At 72.4% G+C, this 19,110-nt stretch carries 14 protein-coding genes, 1 pseudogene and 1 riboswitch; of the genes and pseudogenes, 3 read left to right on the top strand and 12 right to left on the bottom strand.

All coding sequences use genetic code 11. The features are described 5' to 3' along the window. Positions 1–161: 161 nt before the first annotated feature. The 4 genes from HPT28_RS15110 to HPT28_RS15095 are packed head-to-tail and all read right to left on the bottom strand — an operon-like array spanning position 162 to position 2,962. Entirely contained in the window at positions 162–572 is a 411-nt protein-coding gene (locus HPT28_RS15110; protein ID WP_219091594.1) for a hypothetical protein, read from the bottom strand. A 10-nt stretch (positions 573–582) separates the two neighbouring features. Next, a complete protein-coding gene (locus HPT28_RS15105) occupies positions 583–1,050 on the bottom strand; it encodes a protease inhibitor I42 family protein (RefSeq protein ID WP_219091593.1) in 468 nt (155 codons plus the stop codon). Between the two features lie 2 nt (positions 1,051–1,052). Next, positions 1,053–2,603: a peptidoglycan-binding protein gene (locus HPT28_RS15100; RefSeq protein WP_219091592.1), complete on the bottom strand. Its 1,551-nt coding sequence runs from the start codon at positions 2,601–2,603 to the stop codon at positions 1,053–1,055. Continuing rightward, the gene (locus tag HPT28_RS15095) at positions 2,603–2,962 is read right to left on the bottom strand and encodes a hypothetical protein (RefSeq protein ID WP_219091591.1); all 360 of its coding nucleotides are present in this window, start codon (positions 2,960–2,962) and stop codon (positions 2,603–2,605) included. The genes HPT28_RS15100 and HPT28_RS15095 overlap by 1 nt, the downstream gene beginning before the upstream one ends. Positions 2,963–3,329: 367 nt before the next feature. Here HPT28_RS15095 and helR point away from each other — a divergent pair, with 367 nt between their 5' ends. Both helR and HPT28_RS15085 read left to right on the top strand, forming a co-directional pair. Further along, complete coding sequence (gene helR / locus HPT28_RS15090; RefSeq protein ID WP_219091590.1) at positions 3,330–5,492, top strand: RNA polymerase recycling motor ATPase HelR; 2,163 nt, start codon at positions 3,330–3,332, stop codon at positions 5,490–5,492. 464 nt (positions 5,493–5,956) lie between these two features. After that, positions 5,957–6,136, top strand: a riboswitch (cyclic di-AMP (ydaO/yuaA leader). A 3-nt stretch (positions 6,137–6,139) separates the two neighbouring features. Then, the gene (locus HPT28_RS15085) at positions 6,140–7,444 is read left to right on the top strand and encodes a transglycosylase family protein (protein WP_219091589.1); all 1,305 of its coding nucleotides are present in this window, start codon (positions 6,140–6,142) and stop codon (positions 7,442–7,444) included. Between the two features lie 77 nt (positions 7,445–7,521). On the opposite strand, the gene HPT28_RS15080 is transcribed toward HPT28_RS15085, so the two are convergent. From HPT28_RS15080 to ppdK, 3 genes and pseudogenes are all read right to left on the bottom strand, one after another. Next, on the bottom strand, positions 7,522–8,442 hold the full coding sequence (locus HPT28_RS15080) for a ketopantoate reductase family protein (protein ID WP_219091607.1): 921 nt from the start codon (positions 8,440–8,442) through the stop codon (positions 7,522–7,524). A gap of 255 nt (positions 8,443–8,697) precedes the next feature. After that, positions 8,698–8,985 (bottom strand): annotated as a pseudogene (locus tag HPT28_RS27745) (DUF6817 domain-containing protein); the annotation flags it as partial. Between the two features lie 690 nt (positions 8,986–9,675). Beyond that, entirely contained in the window at positions 9,676–12,420 is a 2,745-nt protein-coding gene (gene ppdK, locus HPT28_RS15070) for a pyruvate, phosphate dikinase (RefSeq protein WP_219091588.1), read from the bottom strand. 740 nt (positions 12,421–13,160) lie between these two features. Here ppdK and HPT28_RS15065 point away from each other — a divergent pair. Next, positions 13,161–14,672, top strand: coding sequence for a trehalase family glycosidase (locus HPT28_RS15065; RefSeq protein WP_374226966.1), 1,512 nt, complete (start codon positions 13,161–13,163; stop codon positions 14,670–14,672). Here HPT28_RS15065 and dusB read toward each other — a convergent pair. From dusB to HPT28_RS15040, 5 genes are all read right to left on the bottom strand, one after another. Next, positions 14,618–15,751, bottom strand: a complete 1,134-nt coding sequence (gene dusB / locus HPT28_RS15060; protein ID WP_219091587.1) for a tRNA dihydrouridine synthase DusB — start codon at positions 15,749–15,751, stop codon at positions 14,618–14,620. The genes HPT28_RS15065 and dusB overlap by 55 nt on opposite strands. 43 nt (positions 15,752–15,794) lie before the next feature. Continuing rightward, positions 15,795–16,223: a Fur family transcriptional regulator gene (locus tag HPT28_RS15055; RefSeq protein ID WP_219091586.1), complete on the bottom strand. Its 429-nt coding sequence runs from the start codon at positions 16,221–16,223 to the stop codon at positions 15,795–15,797. Positions 16,224–16,318: 95 nt separating this feature from the next. Beyond that, on the bottom strand, positions 16,319–17,203 hold the full coding sequence (locus HPT28_RS15050; protein ID WP_219091585.1) for a metal ABC transporter permease: 885 nt from the start codon (positions 17,201–17,203) through the stop codon (positions 16,319–16,321). Continuing rightward, on the bottom strand, positions 17,200–17,988 hold the full coding sequence (locus tag HPT28_RS15045; protein ID WP_219091584.1) for a metal ABC transporter ATP-binding protein: 789 nt from the start codon (positions 17,986–17,988) through the stop codon (positions 17,200–17,202). Before HPT28_RS15045 ends, HPT28_RS15050 begins: the two co-directional genes overlap by 4 nt. 10 nt (positions 17,989–17,998) lie before the next feature. After that, a complete protein-coding gene (locus HPT28_RS15040) occupies positions 17,999–19,105 on the bottom strand; it encodes a metal ABC transporter substrate-binding protein (RefSeq protein ID WP_219091583.1) in 1,107 nt (368 codons plus the stop codon). Positions 19,106–19,110 lie beyond the last annotated feature (5 nt).

The raw sequence follows: 19,110 nt of genomic DNA, 5'->3' as shown, positions 1-19,110 counted from the left end.
CACGGTGCGGGCGGCGCTCGCGCCGAGCGTCGCGGCCAGAACGGGGCCGGCCGAAGCCGTGCGTCGCCAGGGCGTGGGAGGCGTGGTCGCTCCGGGAGGTGGACGAAGCGGGGCGCGGGCGGGGGGCGGGGCCAACCGGGCTTACGTCCGGTGTTGGCTTGTCAACGCGACTTTGGACCAACGACGTTGCAACGCATCGCCAGTACGGCCGCGACCGCTTCGAGCCAACGGGCCAGCGTTTCGGCAGCCTTCACATCCTCGGCGCCGGTGACCGAGGAGGCCGTGGCCAGCCACTCCCCGGCAAGCCCGGTCCGCTCCGGCCCCGGAAGGGGCTCCGCCAGCTCGGCGGCGTACCGGATGCCTCCGCGCCGGACCACCTCCGCCAAGTACGCCAGCGACCGGGGCAGAACGTCCAGCTCCTCCGCGCGCAGGGCCGCGGCAACGACCCCGTCGCCGAACAGCACGCCACGCGGAGCGCCCTGCCGGGTCAGGCCGTAGCGGAGCATGAGATCGACATCGAGCCCGCGGAGCTCCTCGTCGGTCATCCCCGCTCCGCCGTCCTGGGCGCTCATGCCACCACCCCTATTCCCGCACCGTGATGTCGAAGGTCACTTCTTCGATGTCGTCCGGGCCGTCGGTCTCCTCGTACTTCGTCCCGCACCCGGAGCAGTGACGTAGCGCAAACCGCGTCTGGCCAGCGGACTCGGCCCGGAACGTGTAGTAGTGCGTACCGCCGGCCCCCACGAGGTCCGTGTTGTCTCCCTCGTACCGGTCGTCCGTCAGGGTGACCACCACGGGGTCCGGTCCGGGCTCGAGGATCGCCCAGAGGAACGGGGTGGTCCGGTTCTCCTTCAGCGCGATCGTGAAGCTCTCCCCGGCGGCGACCTCCACCCTGGTCCGCCCGGGACCGTAGGTCTCGACGGGTCGCGGCTCGGCGGAGGTCTCGACGGGTCGCGGCCCCGCGCTGTCTTCCTCGGCAGCGCAGGCGGTCGTCAGGAGCGTTACGGCCAGGGCGGCACAGGCGAGGACACTGTGTCGGTTGAAAGTCATGGTCAATCCGGTATGTGCGCGTAGTACGGCTCGGGCAGTCTGCCCCGGGTGGCACCGGGAATCTCTCCGTTGACGAAGTCCTCCTCGCTGACCCAGGTCGTGTAGCCCCAGGGGTTGTAGATCTGGAGCTGGCCACCCTCCTGCCCGATGATCATCATCTGGTGCGCTCCGTCCTCGCTCTTGACACCAAACGGCACCGGCTGACCGGCGTTGACGGCGTCTCGGATCTCCGGGAGAGCGCTGTCGCGATCCCCGGGGTCGGCAAACCGGACCAGCTCGTACTCCTGCCCGGTGTGCGGCGAAATCTCACGCTCGGCGGCCTTGCCTGCGTTCTCCACCGACATCCCCTCATCGGGGCCCGAGCCGCCTTCCCGGTGCATCTCGGCCTGTTCCTCGTGGAGGCGCTCGATGAACGCCTCGGGGTTGTCGAAATCGGGATCGCCGGGGCGGCCACCCGTGGTGAGTTCCAGCGCATAGAGAGGGTCCACCATGGCGCGAGCCGTGATGGTCGAGGAGACGACGCAGGTCGGCCCCTCCTGCACCCACTCCTCGGTGCCGAAGAGCACGTCGTTCTCACCGCCGTCCGTCCTGGTGTCCCCCTGCCCGTTGATCACTGGTGAGAGGTGCTCCTGTAGCCACGCGGGATCGTCGCCGTAGGGGTGGACCATGTCGCTGAACTCCTGGATCTCCGACACCCCGTACCCGGCGGCGAGCGCCTTCATGAGGTAGGCCCGCTCCTCCGGCGACTTCGCCCGGTCCAGCAGGCCGTCGTAGGTCTGTCGGTCCCTCGCGCTCAGCTCGTCGAGGAACACGCCGGCACGCTGCAGGTCACCGGTGGTCAGGATCTCGTTCTGGTCCCGTTCCCCGCCTGCGGCGGCGGCATCCGACAGGACGATCCTGTCGGCGTCCGTCAGGTGCTCCGAGTCCAGTTGGCCCGCTCGGGCCTCGGACTTCAGCTTGTCCAGTTCGCGCGCGGCCCGCTCACCCGCAGCCTCGGCCTGGTCCACGCCGGCGCGGATGTACCGGAGAGCGTCTCGCGCGGCCCTTCGCGCCCGCTCGGCCTGGTCGGCGGGCATCAACCCGAACAGCTGGGACTCGTCCTCGATGATGCTCCGCGCCACTCCAAGGGCATCCCGGCCGAACCGATCCTGCCGCTGCGCCTCGCCGATCCCGGCCGCAAGGAGGGAAAGCTCGCGGCCCGCCGTGAGAAGCCGCTCCGACATGTGTTCGGCGCTGCGTGACGCGGCCTCGGTCACCTCGGCGGCCTTGGCCCCGGCTTCGCCCACCCAGACCGAGGGCAGCCCGGACTTGGCGACGGACTTGATCGCGTCGTGTATGAGGTCGACGCTGCTGCCGGCACGAACGTAGTCCGCTGCCTTGCTCTCTACGCTCTGTGGGTTTCCCTCCGGTGAGGGGAAGTCGTTGATCTTCTCCATGACACCGAAGAGAGTGAGCAATTCGTCCAGGGGGGCGCTCTCCGCGAAACTCAGCCCGTCCAGCGCAGCCGCCATGTCGTCGAGCCGCTGCCGGCGCCCGTCTCCCAGTTCCGTCATCACAGGTCCCGCAGCGGGCTGCGCAGAGTGGACATGGAGTGCTCGATGCCCACCTCGGTGACGGTCATACTGCTGACGCCCGTGCCGATCTTGTCGTCGATCTCGCGCAACGCACCGGCCAGCGTGGCGATTTCCGCGTTCCACGCGCGAGCGAACGGACCGAAGGCGGGATCGGCGCCGTACTCCCCGTACGTCCGGTCGTGGAAGGGGAACCATCCCGCTCCGAACGGGGTCAGCGCCAGCCCCTCACTGAGCGACTTCCTGATGTCGTCGAGTTCGTCGGCGGAGTCGTCCAGCCGCGTTCCCTGACTCTTCGTCTCGCTGCCCTGTATACCCAGGTCGCGAATGCCCCCCGGCATGCCTTCCCCCAAGTTCTCCGGCCGCCCCCGGCTCTGAAACGGCCCTCCGCATGCTCGCATGCGGGCTGATGTCGGGCAAACGTCGGCGTGCGCCGCCTCGAAGGGTTCGAAGGGCCGTCATCCGGTGGGTGGAGGGTGGTGCAAGGGGGCGCGTAGCGAGAGCGGGCCCACTCCTTGCCACTCTCAACGTATAGCGCACGGGGGGCCTTGCGGCAAGGCCCCCTTCGTGCCGCAGAATCCCCCGCCTGAGCCGGGAACCTGCAGAATCGGGGATTCACGACATGTGTTCGTTGGTGTGGCTTGACGGGTGGCACGGAGAAGCCGAGGCGGGCGTCCAGCGCGCCACGGCGGTGCGGGGGTGGTCGGCATGAGTTCACTGACCACCAGTGCTTTCGACCTTCCGGGGCGGCTGGCTCACAAGGCCGACCCGGTGCTGATCGCCGAGGACGAGCGGCACTTCGCGGCCGTCGCGGCGTGTCTGGAGGAGTCGGTCGCCGAACTGTCCGATCGGCTCGACGCGTTGCGCCGGGAGCCGGGCGGGCTGGGCCGGGCGGCGATGGACCGGGACGCGGAGATCCACCGGCAGACGGCGCGGCTGCGCGCGCTGCGGCGCTTCGGGCTGGACCTGTGCCTCGGGCACATGGTCCGCGAGGACGACGGCGAGCGCCTGTACGTGGGGCGGCTCGGGCTGACGGACCGTGCGGGGCGCCGACTGCTGCTGGACTGGCGCTCCCCCGCCGCCGAGCCGTTCTTCGGGGCGACACACGCCGACCCGATGGGCCTGTCCAGCCGCCGCAGGTACCGCTGGGTCGGTGGCCGGATCAGCGACTACTGGGACGAGGTGTTCACCCCGGACGGCTTCGAGGGGCACGCCGCGCTCGACGACCAGTCCGCGTTCATCGCCAGCCTCGGCGCCAACCGGTCGTCCCGGATGCGTGATGTGCTCGGCACCATCCAGGCCGACCAGGACGCCGTCATCCGCGCGGGGTCCGATGGTGCCCTGGTCGTCGACGGCGGTCCGGGGACGGGGAAGACCGTCGTCGCGCTGCACCGCTCGGCCTACCTCCTCTACGCCGACCCGCGGCTCGCCGGCCACCGGGGCGGTGTGCTGTTCGTCGGTCCGCACGAGCCGTATCTGGCCTACGTGGCCGATGTCCTGCCCAGCCTGGGCGAGGAGGGCGTACAGACGTGCACGGTGCGGGACCTCGTCGCCGAGGGGCCGGGGGCGGGCGTCGAAGCCGACCCGGAAGCGGCCCGGCTGAAGGCGTCCGCCGACATGGTGAAGGCGGTCGAGACGGCCGTCAGGTTCTACGAGGAGCCGCCCGCGGAGGGCATGACCGTGTCGACGGACTGGGCCGACGTCTGGCTGAGCGCCGAGGACTGGGCCGATGCCTTCGACGCGCCGGGTCCGGGGACCCCGCACAACGAGGCGCGCGAGGAGATCATGGAGGAGCTGCTCGCGATCCTGCTGGACAAGTGCGACGCCGGCGTCCCGCCCGAGCTGTTCCGCAGATCGGTCCTGGCGGACGAGGAACTGGTGACGACCCTCCACCGCGCGTGGCCCCTGCTGGAGGCGGCGGACCTCGTCGGGGATCTGTGGTCGGTGCCCGCCTATCTGCGGATGTGCGCCCCCTGGCTGACCCGCGAGGAGATCCGGACGCTGCGGCGCGCGGACGCGGACGCCCAGGCGTGGACGGTGTCCGACCTGCCGCTGCTGGACGCGGCCCGGCAGCAGCTCGGCGACCCGGGGGCGGCCCGGCGAAGGCAGCGGCACAACGCCGCCGTCGCCGCCGAGCGCGAGCGCATGGCCGACGTCATCGAGAACCTGCTGGAGGCCGACGACGACGGGGAGGGCGCGGTGACGATGCTGCACGGGCGGGACCTGCGGGACAGCCTGGTCGACGAGGCGGCCCTGCCCGGGGTGGACCCGGACCGGCTCGCCGGGCCGTTCGCGCACGTCGTCGTGGACGAGGCCCAGGAGCTGACCGACGCGGAGTGGCAGATGCTCCTGCTCCGGTGTCCGTCGCGGAGCTTCACGGTCGTCGGGGACCGCGCCCAGGCGCGGCACGGGTTCACGGAGTCCTGGCCGGAGCGGCTCGGGCGGATCGGCCTCGACCGGGTCAACCTCGCCTCCCTGACCGTCAACTACCGGACGCCCGAGGAGGTCATGACGGAGGCCGAGCCGGTCATCCGGGAGGCGCTCCCGGACGCCAACGTGCCCACGTCCGTCCGCCGCTCCGGGGTCCCCGTCGTCCACGGGGCCGTCGCGGAGCGGGACGCGATCCTGGACGCGTGGCTCGCCGAGCACGCCGAAGGGGTCGCGTGCGTCATCGGCGACCCGACGTTCGGGGGAACGTCGCGCGTCCGTTCGCTGACGCCGGAGCTGGCGAAGGGGCTGGAGTTCGACCTGGTCGTCCTGGTCGAACCCGAGCGTCTCGGCGAGGGAGTCGCGGGGGCGGTGGACCGCTACGTCGCGATGACGAGGGCCACCCGGCGGCTTGTGGTCCTGTCCGGTTCACCGGCGGGCTGAGGGGCCCCGGTCGCAGGCCGCGGGGGGCCGGGCCCGTGACCGCTCGGGTGGACCGGAAGGCGGGGCGGAGGTGCCGCGGAGGACGGGCCGAGGGTCCGTCAGGGCGCTCTGCGCATTTGCGTCGGGAATCGCCCAATATAAAGGCATCACGCGGCGATCAGGTGACAGGACTCACAGCAACCTCCGGTCCGCCACGGCTGTCCACTGGGGCGTTTTGCCTCCTGCGTGCCAAATTCCCCGTTGACCAGGGAGTTTCGGACATACAGAAAGATCCGGAACCTTACCCTCGGAATCGGCGCCGGTGCGCACGGTGCCGGAAGCGGCCCGTGGGCGGCCCCACCGGAACCCAGCCCTCAGCCACGCTGCTTGTCTGGCGCAAACGCTTGTGATTACGGTTCGTCCGCCCCCGCATCGGATGCGGAGGCCCCACCGCCGGGACGCCGAATCCTGCCGCCCGGCCGGGGGAGACCAGGAAGCCCACGGCGGCAGGAGCGGGGGAACCAGGTAAGCGCCGTACCGCGTATCCGTACCGGTGCGGCTAGGGGTGAAGCCACGGCCCGACGCGCGACGCCGCGTGGGGACGTGGCCGGGCTTCTCCGGCCCGAATCCGACAGCTCACCTCGTAGGCGTAGGAGAGGAACATACCTATGCCCCGTGGTCGTCATCGCCGTCCGCGCAAGCCCCTGATATCCCGTCACGTAGCCCGCGTGTCCCTGGCCGTCACCGCCGGCGGTGTCGCCGTTCCCCTCGCCGCCGCGGGCTCCGCGGGTGCCGCCGACGTCTCGGTGTGGGACAAGGTCGCCCAGTGCGAGAGCACCGGCAACTGGTCCATCAACACCGGCAACGGCTTCTACGGCGGACTCCAGTTCCAGCAGTCCTCCTGGGAGGCCGCGGGCGGGACGCAGTACGCGCCCCGCGCCGACCTCGCCACCAAGGACCAGCAGATCGCCACCGCCGAGCGCCTGCTGGAGATGCAGGGTCCCGGCGCCTGGCCCACCTGCGGCCCCCGCGCCGGCCTGACCAAGGGCGGGCCGGCCCCCGCGATCGACCCGGCCGGCGCCCCGGCCGAGGGCGAGCGGAAGGCCGAGCGGCCCAAGGCCGAACAGCCCGCCAAGAAGGCCGAGCAGAAGCCCGCCAAGAAGCCCGCCGCCAAGGCCGAGACCGCCACCGAGGACTACACCGTCGTCAGCGGTGACACTCTCTACGGCATCGCCACCACGCACGAGGTGGACGGCGGCTGGCCGGCCGTCTACGAGGCCAACCGCCAGGTCGTCGGCGCCGACCCCGACCTGATCTTCCCGGGCCAGCGGCTCAGCCTGGACGTGACCGAGGCCGCCGCGCCGACGCCGAAGCCGGAGAAGTCCGACAAGGCGGACGAAGCCGACAAGACGGAAAAGAAGGCGGAGAAGAAGGAGCAGCCCAAGGCGGAGAAGCCCGCCCCGGCTCCGGAGCCCGCCAAGGCCGAGCCCGAGCCCAAGCCCGAGCCCAAGCCCGAGCCGAAGCCCGAGCCCAAGGCCGAGGAGCCCGCCAAGGAGGCCGCCCCTGCCAGCGGCTGGGTCCGCCCGGTCAACGCCTCGATGAGCACCCCGTACCGGGCCACCGGCTCCTACTGGGCCAGCGGCTACCACACCGGCGTGGACTTCTCCGCGCCGTCCGGCAGCACCGTCCGCGCGGTCGGTGCGGGCACCGTGGTCTCCGCCGGCTGGGGCGGCTCGTACGGCAACCAGATCGTCATCAAGCACGCCGACGGGCGCTACAGCCAGTACGCCCACCTCTCCTCGCTCTCCGTCTCCGCGGGGCAGAGCGTGAGCGGCGGTCAGCAGATCGGTCTCGTCGGCTCCACCGGCAACAGCACGGGTCCGCACCTGCACTTCGAGATCCGCACCGGTACCGGCTACGGCTCGGACATCGACCCGCTGGCCTACCTGCGGGCCAAGGGCGTCGCCATCTGACCCCGAGCCACCGGCTCACCCCACGGCGGAACCGGCCGTGCCGCACCGCGGCGCGGCCGGTTCCGCCGTTCCCGCCGTCAGCGGGCGGACTCCCTCAGTTCGGCCACCAGGCGGCGGGTGACGGGGACGGACACCCCGTGCCGGGCCGCGGCCCGCAGCACGGCTCCCCCGACGGCGTCCAGCTCCAGCGGACGGCCCGCCTCGGCGTCACGCTGCATCGAGGATCTGGCGGCGGCGGGGAAGGCGTCGTAGCGGTCGAGGACGAGGGCCGGGTCGACAGGTGCCCCCACGGCGGCGCTCACCGCGGCGGCCTCCGCGACGAGGGCCGCCAGCTCCGGCCGCCGAGCGGTGCGCACCTCGCCGACCGGTACCGCGTAGCGGGTGGTGAGCAGAGCGAGGGGCGCGAGGAAGGCCAGCTTCGCCCACAGCGTCGCCGTCTCGTCCTCGGTCACCCGGCACCGGACACCGACGGCCTCGAACAGCTCGGCGAGCGCCCGCCCCGCGTCCCCCGCCCCGACCACGTCCAGCTCGGTGAAGGGACTGCCGTGGTCGATCTCCCCGGGGGCCTGCCGCGTCGACTCGACCCGGATGGCCGCGGGCACGACCCGCTCCCCGAAGCGGGCCCGCAACGCCGTCGGGTGCTCGACGCCGTTGAGCAGCGGCAGCACCAGGCCGCCGTCGAGCAGGGCGGACGGCACCCGCCCCAGGGCAGCGTCGAGGGCCGGCTGCTTGACGGCGACCACGCAGAGGTCGACCGGCTCCCGCAGCTCGGTGTCCGCCTCCACGGGCGCTGTGAACTCGCCGAACTGAGCGCTGCGGACCCGGATTCCACGCTGCCGCAGCTCCTCCGCCGTGCGCTCGCCCGCCAGGCAGACGACCCGGTGCCCGGCCCGGGAGAGCAAGGCGGCCAGCAGTCCGCCCACTCCGCCCGGGCCCAGGACGGCCACCGTCCACGGCCCGGCCGGCGCGAGCCAACCCTCCGGGGAGCCACCGTCCAGCACCGCCTGGCAGTCGGCCCGAGCGGCGTCTGTCAGCAGCGGACGCAGACTCCGGAACAGCGCGTGGAGGCCGGCGCCGTGGGCGGCGCGGAAGTTTGGATCGAGGTCGGCGAGGTCGAGCTCGTTCGCGGCGGACAGCTCGACCAGGCCGCGAGCCGCCTCGGGGGCCACGGGCCGGGTGCGGCCGGTGAAGCGGTCCCGGATGTCGTACCGCCCCTCCGCGAGGGCGGCGTAGGTCGCCTTCCGGTCGCAGGCGGCGTAGAGGTGGACGAGTGCCTCCGCCTCGGGGCCGATCAGCGCGGCCAGTTCGGCGCGGGCGTCGAGGGGCAGCAGGGCGGTGGGAAGGGCGTCGGTGCCGTAGACGGCGTGGCACAGACCCGCCAGGCGCAGCTCTGGTGCCGCTCCCCAGGAGGCGAGCCGGTCCCGGACACGGAGGAGATGGGCGAGGAGCGTGCCGCCGGGGTGCTCGATCCGGTCCGCCCCCAGCTCACGGAGGAAGGCCGTGCAGCGGTCGGAGGCGTCGGAGGATCGCGGGGTGGACATGATGGTGGGTTCCTTTCGGAGGAGTGGGTCGGCACCCGCGTTCCGCCCGCACCCGGGCCCGGTTGAGGTGAAGTCGGAGAGGGTTGCCGCCCGGTGGGCCCGGGACGATCCTCGGGTCGGGCGACCCCCGCGTCAATCCTCGGGCCGCGGAACATCCGCGGCCCGACCGGAACCCGAGATCCACACGGCGGTGGTGCTGCCGTGCCGTCGGCTTCGCGCAGGCGCCATACGGGCTCCCCAGCCTCCCGCGCGCAGTGCCCCGACGCCGCCCGGCGCCGGGGACCGACGACTGCGGCGAGGACTCACACTGACATCGTCCCCTGTGTGAGGAGGGGGGGTTCAACCCATGCGGGTTGAGGTTCACGAGCGCTCGAAGGGATGGTTGCCGTCGTCGCCCTCCGGTACCGGCTGAAGGCCGGGGGCGGGGAACCCCGCCCTGCCCTACCGCGACATTGGTTGCTGCGTTGGGGTCCGCGTTGCGGGTGAGGCCGCAGTACGAACAACCGCACTCGGCCTGGCTCTTACAGCTGAACCGCCACTCGGGGACCCCAGACTGACCGGCTGACGGGCCCGGGCGGGAAAAAGGGGGAGGTACGGCACCTCCGCACAGGTGCCGTACCTCCCCTCTTCCGGATGCCGGGACCACCGCGCGGTGAGGGTTCGGGCGCGGCGGCCCCGGCAGGCGGTTGGTCAGCGGCTGTCGCTGCCCACGCTCTCCGCGGCGGCGCGGCCGGCCTCCAGCCGGGCCACCGGGATGCGGAACGGGGAGCAGGAGACGTAGTCCAGGCCGACCTCGTGGAAGAAGTGGACGGACTCGGGGTCGCCGCCGTGTTCGCCGCAGACGCCCAGCTTGAGGTCGGGCCGTGTGGACCGGCCGGCGGCCACGGCGTCGGAGACGAGCTTGCCGACGCCGTCCTTGTCGATGGTCTCGAACGGGGAGACGCCGAAGATGCCCTTCTCCAGGTAGGCCGTGAAGAAGCTGGCCTCCACGTCGTCCCGGCTGAAGCCCCACACGGTCTGGGTGAGGTCGTTGGTGCCGAAGGAGAAGAAGTCGGCGGACTCGGCGATCTGACCGGCGGTCAGCGCGGCGCGCGGCAGCTCGATCATCGTGCCGAGCGTGAGCTTCAGCTCGACGCCGTGCTCGCGCTCGATCTCGGCGATCACGCGCTCGGCGTCCTCGCGGACGATCTCCAGTTCCTGGACGGTGCCCACGAGCGGGATCATGATCTCCGCGCGCGGGTCGCCCTTGGCGGCCTTGCGCTCGGCCGCGGCCTCCGCGATGGCCCGCACCTGCATGGTGAACAGGCCGGGGATGACCAGGCCCAGGCGGACGCCGCGCAGACCGAGCATCGGGTTCTGCTCGTGCAGCCGGTGGACGGCCTGGAGGAGGCGCAGGTCGTTCTCGTTGCCGTCCTCGCGCGCCTCCGCGAGCGCCACCCGCACCGAGAGCTCGGTGATGTCGGGCAGGAACTCGTGCAGCGGCGGGTCGAGCAGCCGGACGGTGACGGGGAGCCCGTCCATCGCCTCGAACAGCTCCTTGAAGTCGCCCTTCTGCAGCGGCAGCAGGGCGGCCAGGGCGTCGTCGCGCTCGGCGTCGGTGTCGGCGAGGATGAGCCGCTCGACCAGTTCGCGGCGCTCGCCGAGGAACATGTGCTCGGTGCGGCACAGCCCGATGCCCTGGGCGCCGAAGCGGCGGGCGCGGGCGGCGTCCTCGGCGTTGTCGGCGTTGGCGCGCACCCGCAGCCGGCGGACGCGGTCGGCGTAGGCCATGACGCGGTGCACGGCCTGGACGAGCTCGTCGGCGTCCTCGGCGCCGGCGTGCATGCGGCCCTCGAAGTACTCGACGACGGGCGAGGGGACGACGGGGACCTCGCCCCGGTACACCTTGCCGGTGGAGCCGTCGATGGAGACGACGTCACCCTCGTCGATGACGATGCTGCCCTTGCCGTCGGGGGCCGGGGCGGTGAGCCGGCGGCGCTTGGTGTCGACCTCCAGGTCCTCCGCGCCGCAGACGCAGGTCTTGCCCATGCCGCGGGCGACGACGGCGGCGTGCGAGGTCTTGCCGCCGCGCGAGGTGAGGATGCCCTCGGCGGCGATCATGCCGTCCAGGTCGTCCGGGTTGGTCTCGCGGCGGATGAGGATGACCTTCTCGCCCGAGCGGGACCACTTGACAGCGGTGTAGGAGTCGAAGACGGCCTTGCCGACGGCGGCGCCCGGCGAGGCGGCGATGCCGCGCCCGATCTGGTCGGCCTGCGCGGTGAGGTCGAAGCGGGGGAACATGAGCTGGGCGAGCTGGGCGCCGTTGACGCGCTGGAGCGCCTCCGCCTCGTCGATCAGGCCCTGGTCCACGAGCTGGGTGGCGATGCGGAACGCGGCGGCGGCGGTGCGCTTGCCGACGCGGGTCTGGAGCATCCACAGCTTGCCGCGCTCGATGGTGAACTCGATGTCGCAGAGGTCCTTGTAGTGCAGTTCAAGGGTTTCCATGATCTGCATCAGCTCGTCGTAGGACTTCTTGTCGAGCTGTTCCAGGTCCGCGAGGGGGACGGTGTTGCGGATGCCGGCGACGACGTCCTCACCCTGGGCGTTCTGCAGGTAGTCGCCGTAGACGCCCTGCTGGCCGCTGGCCGGGTCGCGGGTGAAGGCGACACCGGTGCCGGAGTCGGGGCCGAGGTTGCCGAAGACCATGGAGCAGACGTTGACGGCCGTGCCGAGGTCGCCGGGGATGCGCTCCTGGCGCCGGTAGAGCTTGGCGCGGTCGGTGTTCCACGAGTCGAAGACGGCGCGGATGGCGAGGTCCATCTGCTCACGCGGGTCCTGCGGGAAGTCGCGGCCGGTGGCGGTGCGGACGATCTCCTTGAACCGCTCGACCAGGCTGCGCAGGTCGCCGGCGTCCAGCTCCACGTCGGTGACGCCGCCCTTGGCCTCCTTGGCCGCCTCCAGCGCTTCCTCGAAGAGCTCGCCGTCCACGCCGAGCACGGTCTTGCCGAACATCTGGATGAGGCGGCGGTAGGAGTCCCAGGCGAACCGCTCGTCTCCGGCCTGCGTGGCCAGACCGCCGACGGAGGCGTCGGAGAGGCCGATGTTGAGGACGGTGTCCATCATGCCGGGCATGGAGAACTTGGCTCCGGAGCGCACGGAGACGAGGAGCGGATCGTCCTCCTGGCCGAGCCGCTTGCCCATCTGCTTCTCGAGCGCGTCGAGGTGCTCGGTGACCTCGTCCCGCAGGGCGGGCGGCTCGGTGCCGTTCTCCAGGTAGAGGCAGCACGCCTCGGTGGTGATCGTGAAGCCCGGAGGGACGGGCAGCCCGAGGTTGGTCATCTCCGCGAGGTTGGCGCCCTTGCCGCCGAGGAGATCCTTGAGGTCCTTGTTGCCCTCGGTGAAGGCGTACACGAACTTGGTGGGGTTCGTGCTTACGTGATCTTGAGTTTCCGGCACGGGACTCGCTCCTCGTGTACGGCTTGCCTGCCTGCCCTGACGGCGGGGAGCGTACCCATATCCAAGGCGAATGAGCAGAGGCAGCGGCACGTCGCACGGCTACAACCACCCATCCGCCAGCGGATCGAAAGTAAAGGCTCTCCCAAATGGCCGCACGGCATGACTTCACACCTTGAACACAAGGTGACACTGTGAGACCGGAGGCCGACGTGATCGCCACGCCGGGTGACCATGGCTCGTGATATCGAGTGCCAGGCAAGTGGCACCGAGTGCCGCTCATTGGAGAACTGGAATCTTCAGCAGAGCGCTCAGATGAGCGCAGTACCGATCAGCCGTGGCGAGGATCACGACCCGGAGGGCCCGTCATCCCAGAATCCGGACGGAAGACACCCTTCCGCCACTCCCGCGTCGACCCCCCGTCGCCGCGCCCGCCGAGCGCCGCCGACCCCCGCGCCGAACGGCGGCGTCACACCGGCACCGGCAGCGCCGTCGGCGGCACCACCCGAGTTGAGGGCCCTTCAGTGAGGCGGATGGGCGTTTTGTCAAGGCGGCGCCGGTGTGACCTATTTACGCTTGTCCGTCCCAGGTAACGCCGCATAGCTTTCCGTGTTAATTGGACGTAAATCGGAGGTGCCCCGGCTTCGGCCGGGGCCCGGCCGGTGCGGTGCCCCGCGCGCAGCCCGGTCCGGTGCCCGCCGGGGCAGCCACCGGGACCACCCACCGGAGCCCTCGTGGACCGCGTGACCGACACCGAGACCGACCCCGAGTCCGCCCTGCTGACCGCCATACCGCACCAGCCCGCCGCCCCGACCGCGCCCGCGGTCCCGGCGGCCGGTCAAGCACGGCTCGCACGCCGCGCCGCCCGCGTACTGGCCTGCAGCTGGACGGGCGGCGCCACGGTGCCGGCCCGCAGCCTCTACCCCCACCAGTGGAGCTGGGACTCGGGGTTCATCGCGATCGGGCTCCGGCACCGCTCGGCCGTGCGGGCCCAGCGCGAGCTGGAGACGCTCTTCGCCGCCCAGTGGGAGGACGGCCGCGTCCCGCACATCGTGTTCAACCCCGTCGTGCCGCGCGGCGCCTACTTCCCCAGCCCCGACTTCTGGCGCTCCTCCACCGCCGGGCGGGTGGCCGGCGCCCCACGGGACCGGGAGACCTCGGGCATCGTCCAGCCGCCCGTCCACGCGCTGGCCGCCTGGCTGGTGCACCGCGCCCGCCCTGAGCTGTCCCGGCGGCGCGCCTTCCTCGACCGGCTCTACCCCCGGCTGAGCGCCTGGCACACGTACCTGGCCGGCCGTCGGAACCTCGGCGGGCACGGGCTGGCCGCCTGCGTCCACCCGTGGGAGCCCGGCATGGACAACAGCCCCTGCTGGGACGCCCCGCTGAGCCGCGTCGTCCCGGCGGCCCGCGGCTCGTTCCGCCGTGCCGACCTGGACCACGGCGCCCCCGCCGACCGGCCGACGGACCTGGACTACGGCCGCTACGTCCGGCTGGCCGCCGACTACCGGGACTCCGGCTACGACGACTCCGAGGACACCGGCCGCTTCGCCTTCGCCGTCGAGGACCCCGGCTTCAACGCGTTGCTGATCCTCTCCGAGCACGCCCTGGCCGACATCGCCCGGGAGCTGGGCCGCCCACGGGACGCCGAGGGGCACGAGCTGCGGGCCCGGGAGCTGACCGACGCCCTGGTGCGGCGGCTGTGGGACCCGGAAGCGGGGCAGTTCCGCTGCCGCGACCTGGTGGGCGGCCGCCTGGTCGACGAGCGCAGCGCGGCGGGCCTGCTGCCGCTGGCCGTGCCCGGCCTGCCCGAAGCCCACGTCGAGGCGCTGGTGCGCACCGCAGAAGGGCCGCACTTCCGGCTGGGCGACGGCATCGGCATGGTGCCCAGCTACGACCTGCGCGGGCGGGCCTTCGACCGGCACCGCTACTGGCGCGGTCCCGCGTGGTTCAACGTCAACTGGCTGCTGGAGCGCGGGCTGCGGCACCACGGCCGCGCCGAGCGCGCCGACGCGCTGCGCACGGCCATGCTGGGACACGCCGAGGAGACGGAGTTCGCCGAGTACCTGGACCCGCTCACCGGCCAGGCGCACGGTGCGCTGGACTTCGGCTGGACGGCGGCGCTGACCCTGGATCTGCTGGCCGCGACCGGCCACGCCGGGGAAGGGGCCCACCACGGAGAGACGGCCGGGCTCAGCGAGGCTCAGCCGCCGGAGGTGTCCAGCTCGGCCTCGGAGCCCACCGTCGCGCAGGCGTAGGGGTCGTCGAGCCAGCCGTCGGGCAGGACGACGCGGTTGCGCCCGTGGGTGCGGCCCCGGGGGCCCTCCGCCCCGGCGGGCCAGGGCTGGTCGAGGTCCAGGCCGTCCAGCAGCTCGCGCAGCTCCTCCAGGGAGGCCGCGGTGGCGAGCCTGCGCCGGGCCTCGGAGCCGACGGAGAAGCCCTTCGTGTACCAGGCGACGTGCTTGCGGAAGTCGATGACGCCCCGGGCCTCGTCGCCCAGCCACTCCCCCAGCAGCCGGGCGTGCCGCACCATGACGTCGGCGACCTCCCGCAGCGTGGGGGCCGCGACCCGGTCGGCACGGCCCTCGAAGACGGCGACGAGGTCGCCGAAGAGCCACGGCCGGCCCAGGCAGCCACGGCCGACCACGACGCCGTCGCAGCCCGTCTCGCGCATCATGCGCACGGCGTCCGCCGCCGACCAGATGTCGCCGTTGCCGAGCACGGGGACCTCGGTGACGGCCTCCTTCAGCCGGGCGATGGCGCTCCAGTCGGCGGTGCCCGAGTAGTGCTGGGCGGCCGTGCGGCCGTGCAGGGCGATCGCGGTGACGCCCTCCTCGACGGCGATGCGCCCGGCGTCGAGGTAGGTGAGGTGGTCGTCGTCGATGCCCTTGCGCATCTTCATCGTCACCGGGAGCCCGTTCGCGCCGGAGACGGCCTCGCGCAGGATGTCCCGCAGCAGGTTGCGCTTGTAGGGGAGCGCGGAGCCGCCGCCCTTGCGGGTGACCTTGGGGACGGGGCAGCCGAAGTTGAGGTCGATGTGGTCGGCCAGGTCCTCGTCGGCGATCATGCGGACGGCCTTGCCGACGGTCACCGGGTCCACCCCGTAGAGCTGGATGGAGCGCGGGCGCTCGCTCGCGTCGAAGTGGACGAGCTGCATGGTCTTCTCGTTGCGCTCAACGAGGGCCCGCGTGGTGATCATCTCACTGACGAACAGCCCCTTGCCGCCGCTGAACTCCCGGCACAGCGTCCGGAAGGGGGCGTTGGTGATCCCGGCCATGGGCGCCAGCACCACCGGCGGCGTCACGGTGTGGGGACCGATGCTGAGCTGCTGCGTCATCGAACGGCTGCTTCTCCTGTCACTGCCACCGGGGCCGCCGGGGCTACTTCTTCTGCCGCTTCGGCCGCGCCGCGCACTCGCCGCACGTGCCGAAGATCTCCACGGTGTGGGCGACGTCCACGAAACCGTGCTCCTGCGCGATCGCGTCCGCCCACCGCTCCACCTGCGGGCCCTCGACCTCGACGGCCTTGCCGCACGAGCGGCACACCAGGTGGTGGTGGTGGTCGTCGGTGCTGCACCGCCGGTAGACGGCCTCGCCCTCATCCGTGCGCAGCACGTCCACCTCGCCGGCGTCGGCGAGGGACTGGAGCGTGCGGTAGACGGTCGTCAACCCGACCGAGTCGCCTCGGTGCTTGAGCAGGTCGTGCAGCTCCTGCGCGCTGCGGAACTCGTCGACCTCGCTCAGTGCCGCCGCCACCGCGGCGCGCTGCCTGGTCGAACGGCCGCGGACTGGGGGACCTGCGGTCGCCACCGTTGCCTCCTTAAAGCCACCCGTGCGGGCGAATCGGCTCGGCCTGGACGCGCCCAATTGTGCCAGGTCCCGGGGGAGCGACCGGGCGCGGCCGGTCACCGGCCGGCCGGCTCCTCTTCCAGGATGCCCGACGACGCCCGCCCGGTGCCCCGCTCCGCGCGCGCCGCCCGCCTGCGGACGACGACCGGGGTGACGGCGGCCAGGACGGCGAACACCCCGATGGCCAGCAGCACGATCGTCGCGCCCGGCGGGACGTCGGCGTAGAACGAGACGACCGTGCCCGAGACCGCCACCAGCGTGCCGAGCGCCACCGACAGCCCGAGCGTCACCGCGAAGCCGCGGGTCACCTGCTGGGCGGCGGCGACCGGGATCACCATGAGGGCGCTGACCAGGAGCAGCCCCACGACCCGCATCGCCACCGTGACGGTGACGGCGGCCGTGACGGCGAGCAGCAGGTTGAGCAGCTTCACGGGCAGCCCGGTCACCCGGGCGAACTCCTCGTCCTGGCAGACGGCGAAGAGCTGGCGCCGCAGCCCCAGGCAGACGGCGAGCACCGCGCCGGACAGGATCACGATCGCGGTGACGTCCTCCGGCGCGACGGTGGTGATGGAACCGAACATCGCGGTGAGCAGGTCCGCCGTGGAGCCGCCGGGAGCCAGGTTGATGATCATCACGCCGCCGGCCATACCGCCGTAGAACAGCATGGCCAGGGCCACGTCCCCGCGGGCCTTGCCGTACCAGCGCACCAGCTCGATCGCCACCGCGCCGGCCGCGGCCACCAGCACCGCCGTCCACACCGCGTGAGTGCTGAGCAGGAAGCCGAGCGCGACACCGGTGAGGGCGATGTGGCCGATGCCGTCGCCCATGATCGCCTGGTGCCGTTGGACGAGGTAGATACCGACCGCCGGTGCGGCGACGCCGACCAGCAGGGCGGCGAGCAGCGCCCGCTGCATGAAGGCGTAGTCGAGGATCTCGATCATGAGAGCTGCCCCGTTTCGATCCTGGGCACGGCGGGCGCCACGTCGGCGACCTCGCTGTCGTGGGGGTGGCAGGCCAGGTCGTGGAGCTGCTCGGGCCGCTCCACCCGCTCCACGCGACCGTCCCGCAGCACGACGGACCGGTCGATGAGCGGGGCGAGCGGCCCCAGCTCGTGCAGGACGAGGAGGATGGAGGCCCCCGCCCGCACCTGGTGGCGCAGCGCCTCGGCGAGGACGCGCTGACTGCCCAGGTCGACCCCCGCGAGCGGCTCGTCCATGATCAGCAGCTCCGGTTCGCCGGCCAGGGCGCGGGCGATCAGAACCCGCTGGTGCTGGCCGCCGGAGAGCGCGCTCACGGAGTCCTTCACCCGGTCGGCCATACCCACCAGCTCCAGCGCCGCCCGCACGGCGTCCCGGTCGGAGCGGCGGAGTGGGCCGATTCCCCGGCGGGCCAGCCGCCCCGAGGTGACGACCTCGCGCACGGTGGCCGGGACCCCGGCGGCGGCCGTGGAACGCTGCGGAACGTAGCCGACCCGGCGCCAGTCCCGGAAGCGCCGCAGCGGAGTGCCGAACAGCTCCAGCTCACCGGCCGTGAGCGGGACCTGCCCGATGGCGGCGCGGACGGTGGTGGACTTGCCGGAGCCGTTGGCCCCCAGCAGCGCCACGACCTCGCCGCGCGCCACCTCCAGGTCGATGCCGCGCAGCACGGGGCGGGCCCCGAGCGCGGCGTGCGCGTCGCGCAGGGCTATGACGGGTTGGCCGTCTTTCGCGGGGGCCGGGGTGTCCATGCGGGGCTCCTTACGCGGCTTGCTCGGCACCGAGGGCCTTCTGGAGGGCCTCCAGGTTGGCGCGCATCACGGCGAAGTAGTCGTCACCGCGCGACTGCTCGGTGACGCCCTCCAGCGGGTCCAGCACATCGGTCTTGAGGTCGAGGTCGCCGGCGAGGGCCTTCGCCGTCCGGTCGCTGGCCAGGGTCTCGAAGAAGACGGTGCTCACGTTCTCGCGCTCGGCGACGTCGTGCAGCTCCTTCATCCGGGCGCCGCTCGGCTCGTCCTCCGGGCTGAGGCCCGCGATGGCCTCCTGGTCGAGCCCGTAGCGGGCGGCGAGGTGGCCGAAGGCGGCGTGGCTGGTGATGAAGGTGTCGGTCGCGGTGTTCTTCAGCCCGTTCTCGAACTCGGTGTCGAGCTCCCCCAGCTTCCCGACGAGGGCGTCGGCGTTCTTGCGGTAGTCCTCGGCGTGGTCCGGGTCGGCCTCGGCCAGTGCCTCGCCGACGCCCTCGGCGACCGCCGCGTACTGCACCGGGTCCAGCCAGACGTGCGGGTCCAGCCCGCCGTGATCGTGACCGTCGTGGTCCTCGTGCCCCTCGTCCTGGTGCCCGTCGTCCTCGTGGGTCCCGTCCTCGGCGCCGTGCTCGTGCCCCTCGTCCTCGTGGGCCCCGTGCTCGTCGTGGCCCTCGTGGCCCTCGTGGCCCTCGTCTGCGCCGTGGTCGGAGCGCGCGCCGTGCGGCTCAGCGCCGTGCTCCTCGTGCCCGGCGTGCTCCGCGAGCGCACCGGCCTCCACGACGTGCTCGACGCCGGACTGCTCGACGGCGTCGTCCACGGCGGGCTGGAGGCCCTTGACGTACAGCACGAGCCCGGACTCGGTCAGTTCGGCCGTCTGCTGGGGGCTGATCCGCAGGTCGTGCGGGTCGGTGCCCGGCTTGGTCAGAGTGCTGACGGCCACGTGCTCCCCGCCGATCTCCTCGGCCAGGAACTCCATCGGGTAGAAGGAGGTGACGACCTTCAGTTTGCCGTCCTCGTCGGTACCCGCACTCCCCGTACCGCAGCCGGTCAGGGCGAAGAGGGCGAGGGTGCAGGCGCCCGCTATCGCGGGGGCGGATATGTGAGGGCGGCGTCGTGCGTTCATGACAC

This window comes from Streptomyces sp. JJ38, assembly GCF_019303475.1.
In the GTDB taxonomy this organism is placed as follows: Bacteria; Actinomycetota; Actinomycetes; order Streptomycetales; family Streptomycetaceae; genus Streptomyces.
Note: the sequence above shows the minus strand (reverse complement) of the source record. Positions and strands in the feature narration are given on the sequence as shown.

Bases quoted from the DNA above. Each gene is read 5' to 3' on its own strand.
- HPT28_RS15110 (WP_219091594.1), bottom strand. From the start codon at position 572: ATGAGCGCCCAGGACGGCGGAGCGGGGATGACCGACGAGGAGCTCCGC.
- HPT28_RS15100 (WP_219091592.1), bottom strand. From the start codon at position 2,603: ATGACGGAACTGGGAGACGGGCGCCGGCAGCGGCTCGACGACATGGCG.
- HPT28_RS15045 (WP_219091584.1), bottom strand. From the start codon at position 17,988: ATGGACACCCCGGCCCCCGCGAAAGACGGCCAACCCGTCATAGCCCTG.
- HPT28_RS15105 (WP_219091593.1), bottom strand. From the start codon at position 1,050: ATGACTTTCAACCGACACAGTGTCCTCGCCTGTGCCGCCCTGGCCGTA.
- HPT28_RS15050 (WP_219091585.1), bottom strand. From the start codon at position 17,203: ATGATCGAGATCCTCGACTACGCCTTCATGCAGCGGGCGCTGCTCGCC.
- dusB (WP_219091587.1), bottom strand. From the start codon at position 15,751: ATGACGCAGCAGCTCAGCATCGGTCCCCACACCGTGACGCCGCCGGTG.
- HPT28_RS15085 (WP_219091589.1), top strand. From the start codon at position 6,140: ATGCCCCGTGGTCGTCATCGCCGTCCGCGCAAGCCCCTGATATCCCGT.
- HPT28_RS15040 (WP_219091583.1), bottom strand. From the start codon at position 19,105: ATGAACGCACGACGCCGCCCTCACATATCCGCCCCCGCGATAGCGGGC.
- HPT28_RS15095 (WP_219091591.1), bottom strand. From the start codon at position 2,962: ATGCCGGGGGGCATTCGCGACCTGGGTATACAGGGCAGCGAGACGAAG.
- helR (WP_219091590.1), top strand. From the start codon at position 3,330: ATGAGTTCACTGACCACCAGTGCTTTCGACCTTCCGGGGCGGCTGGCT.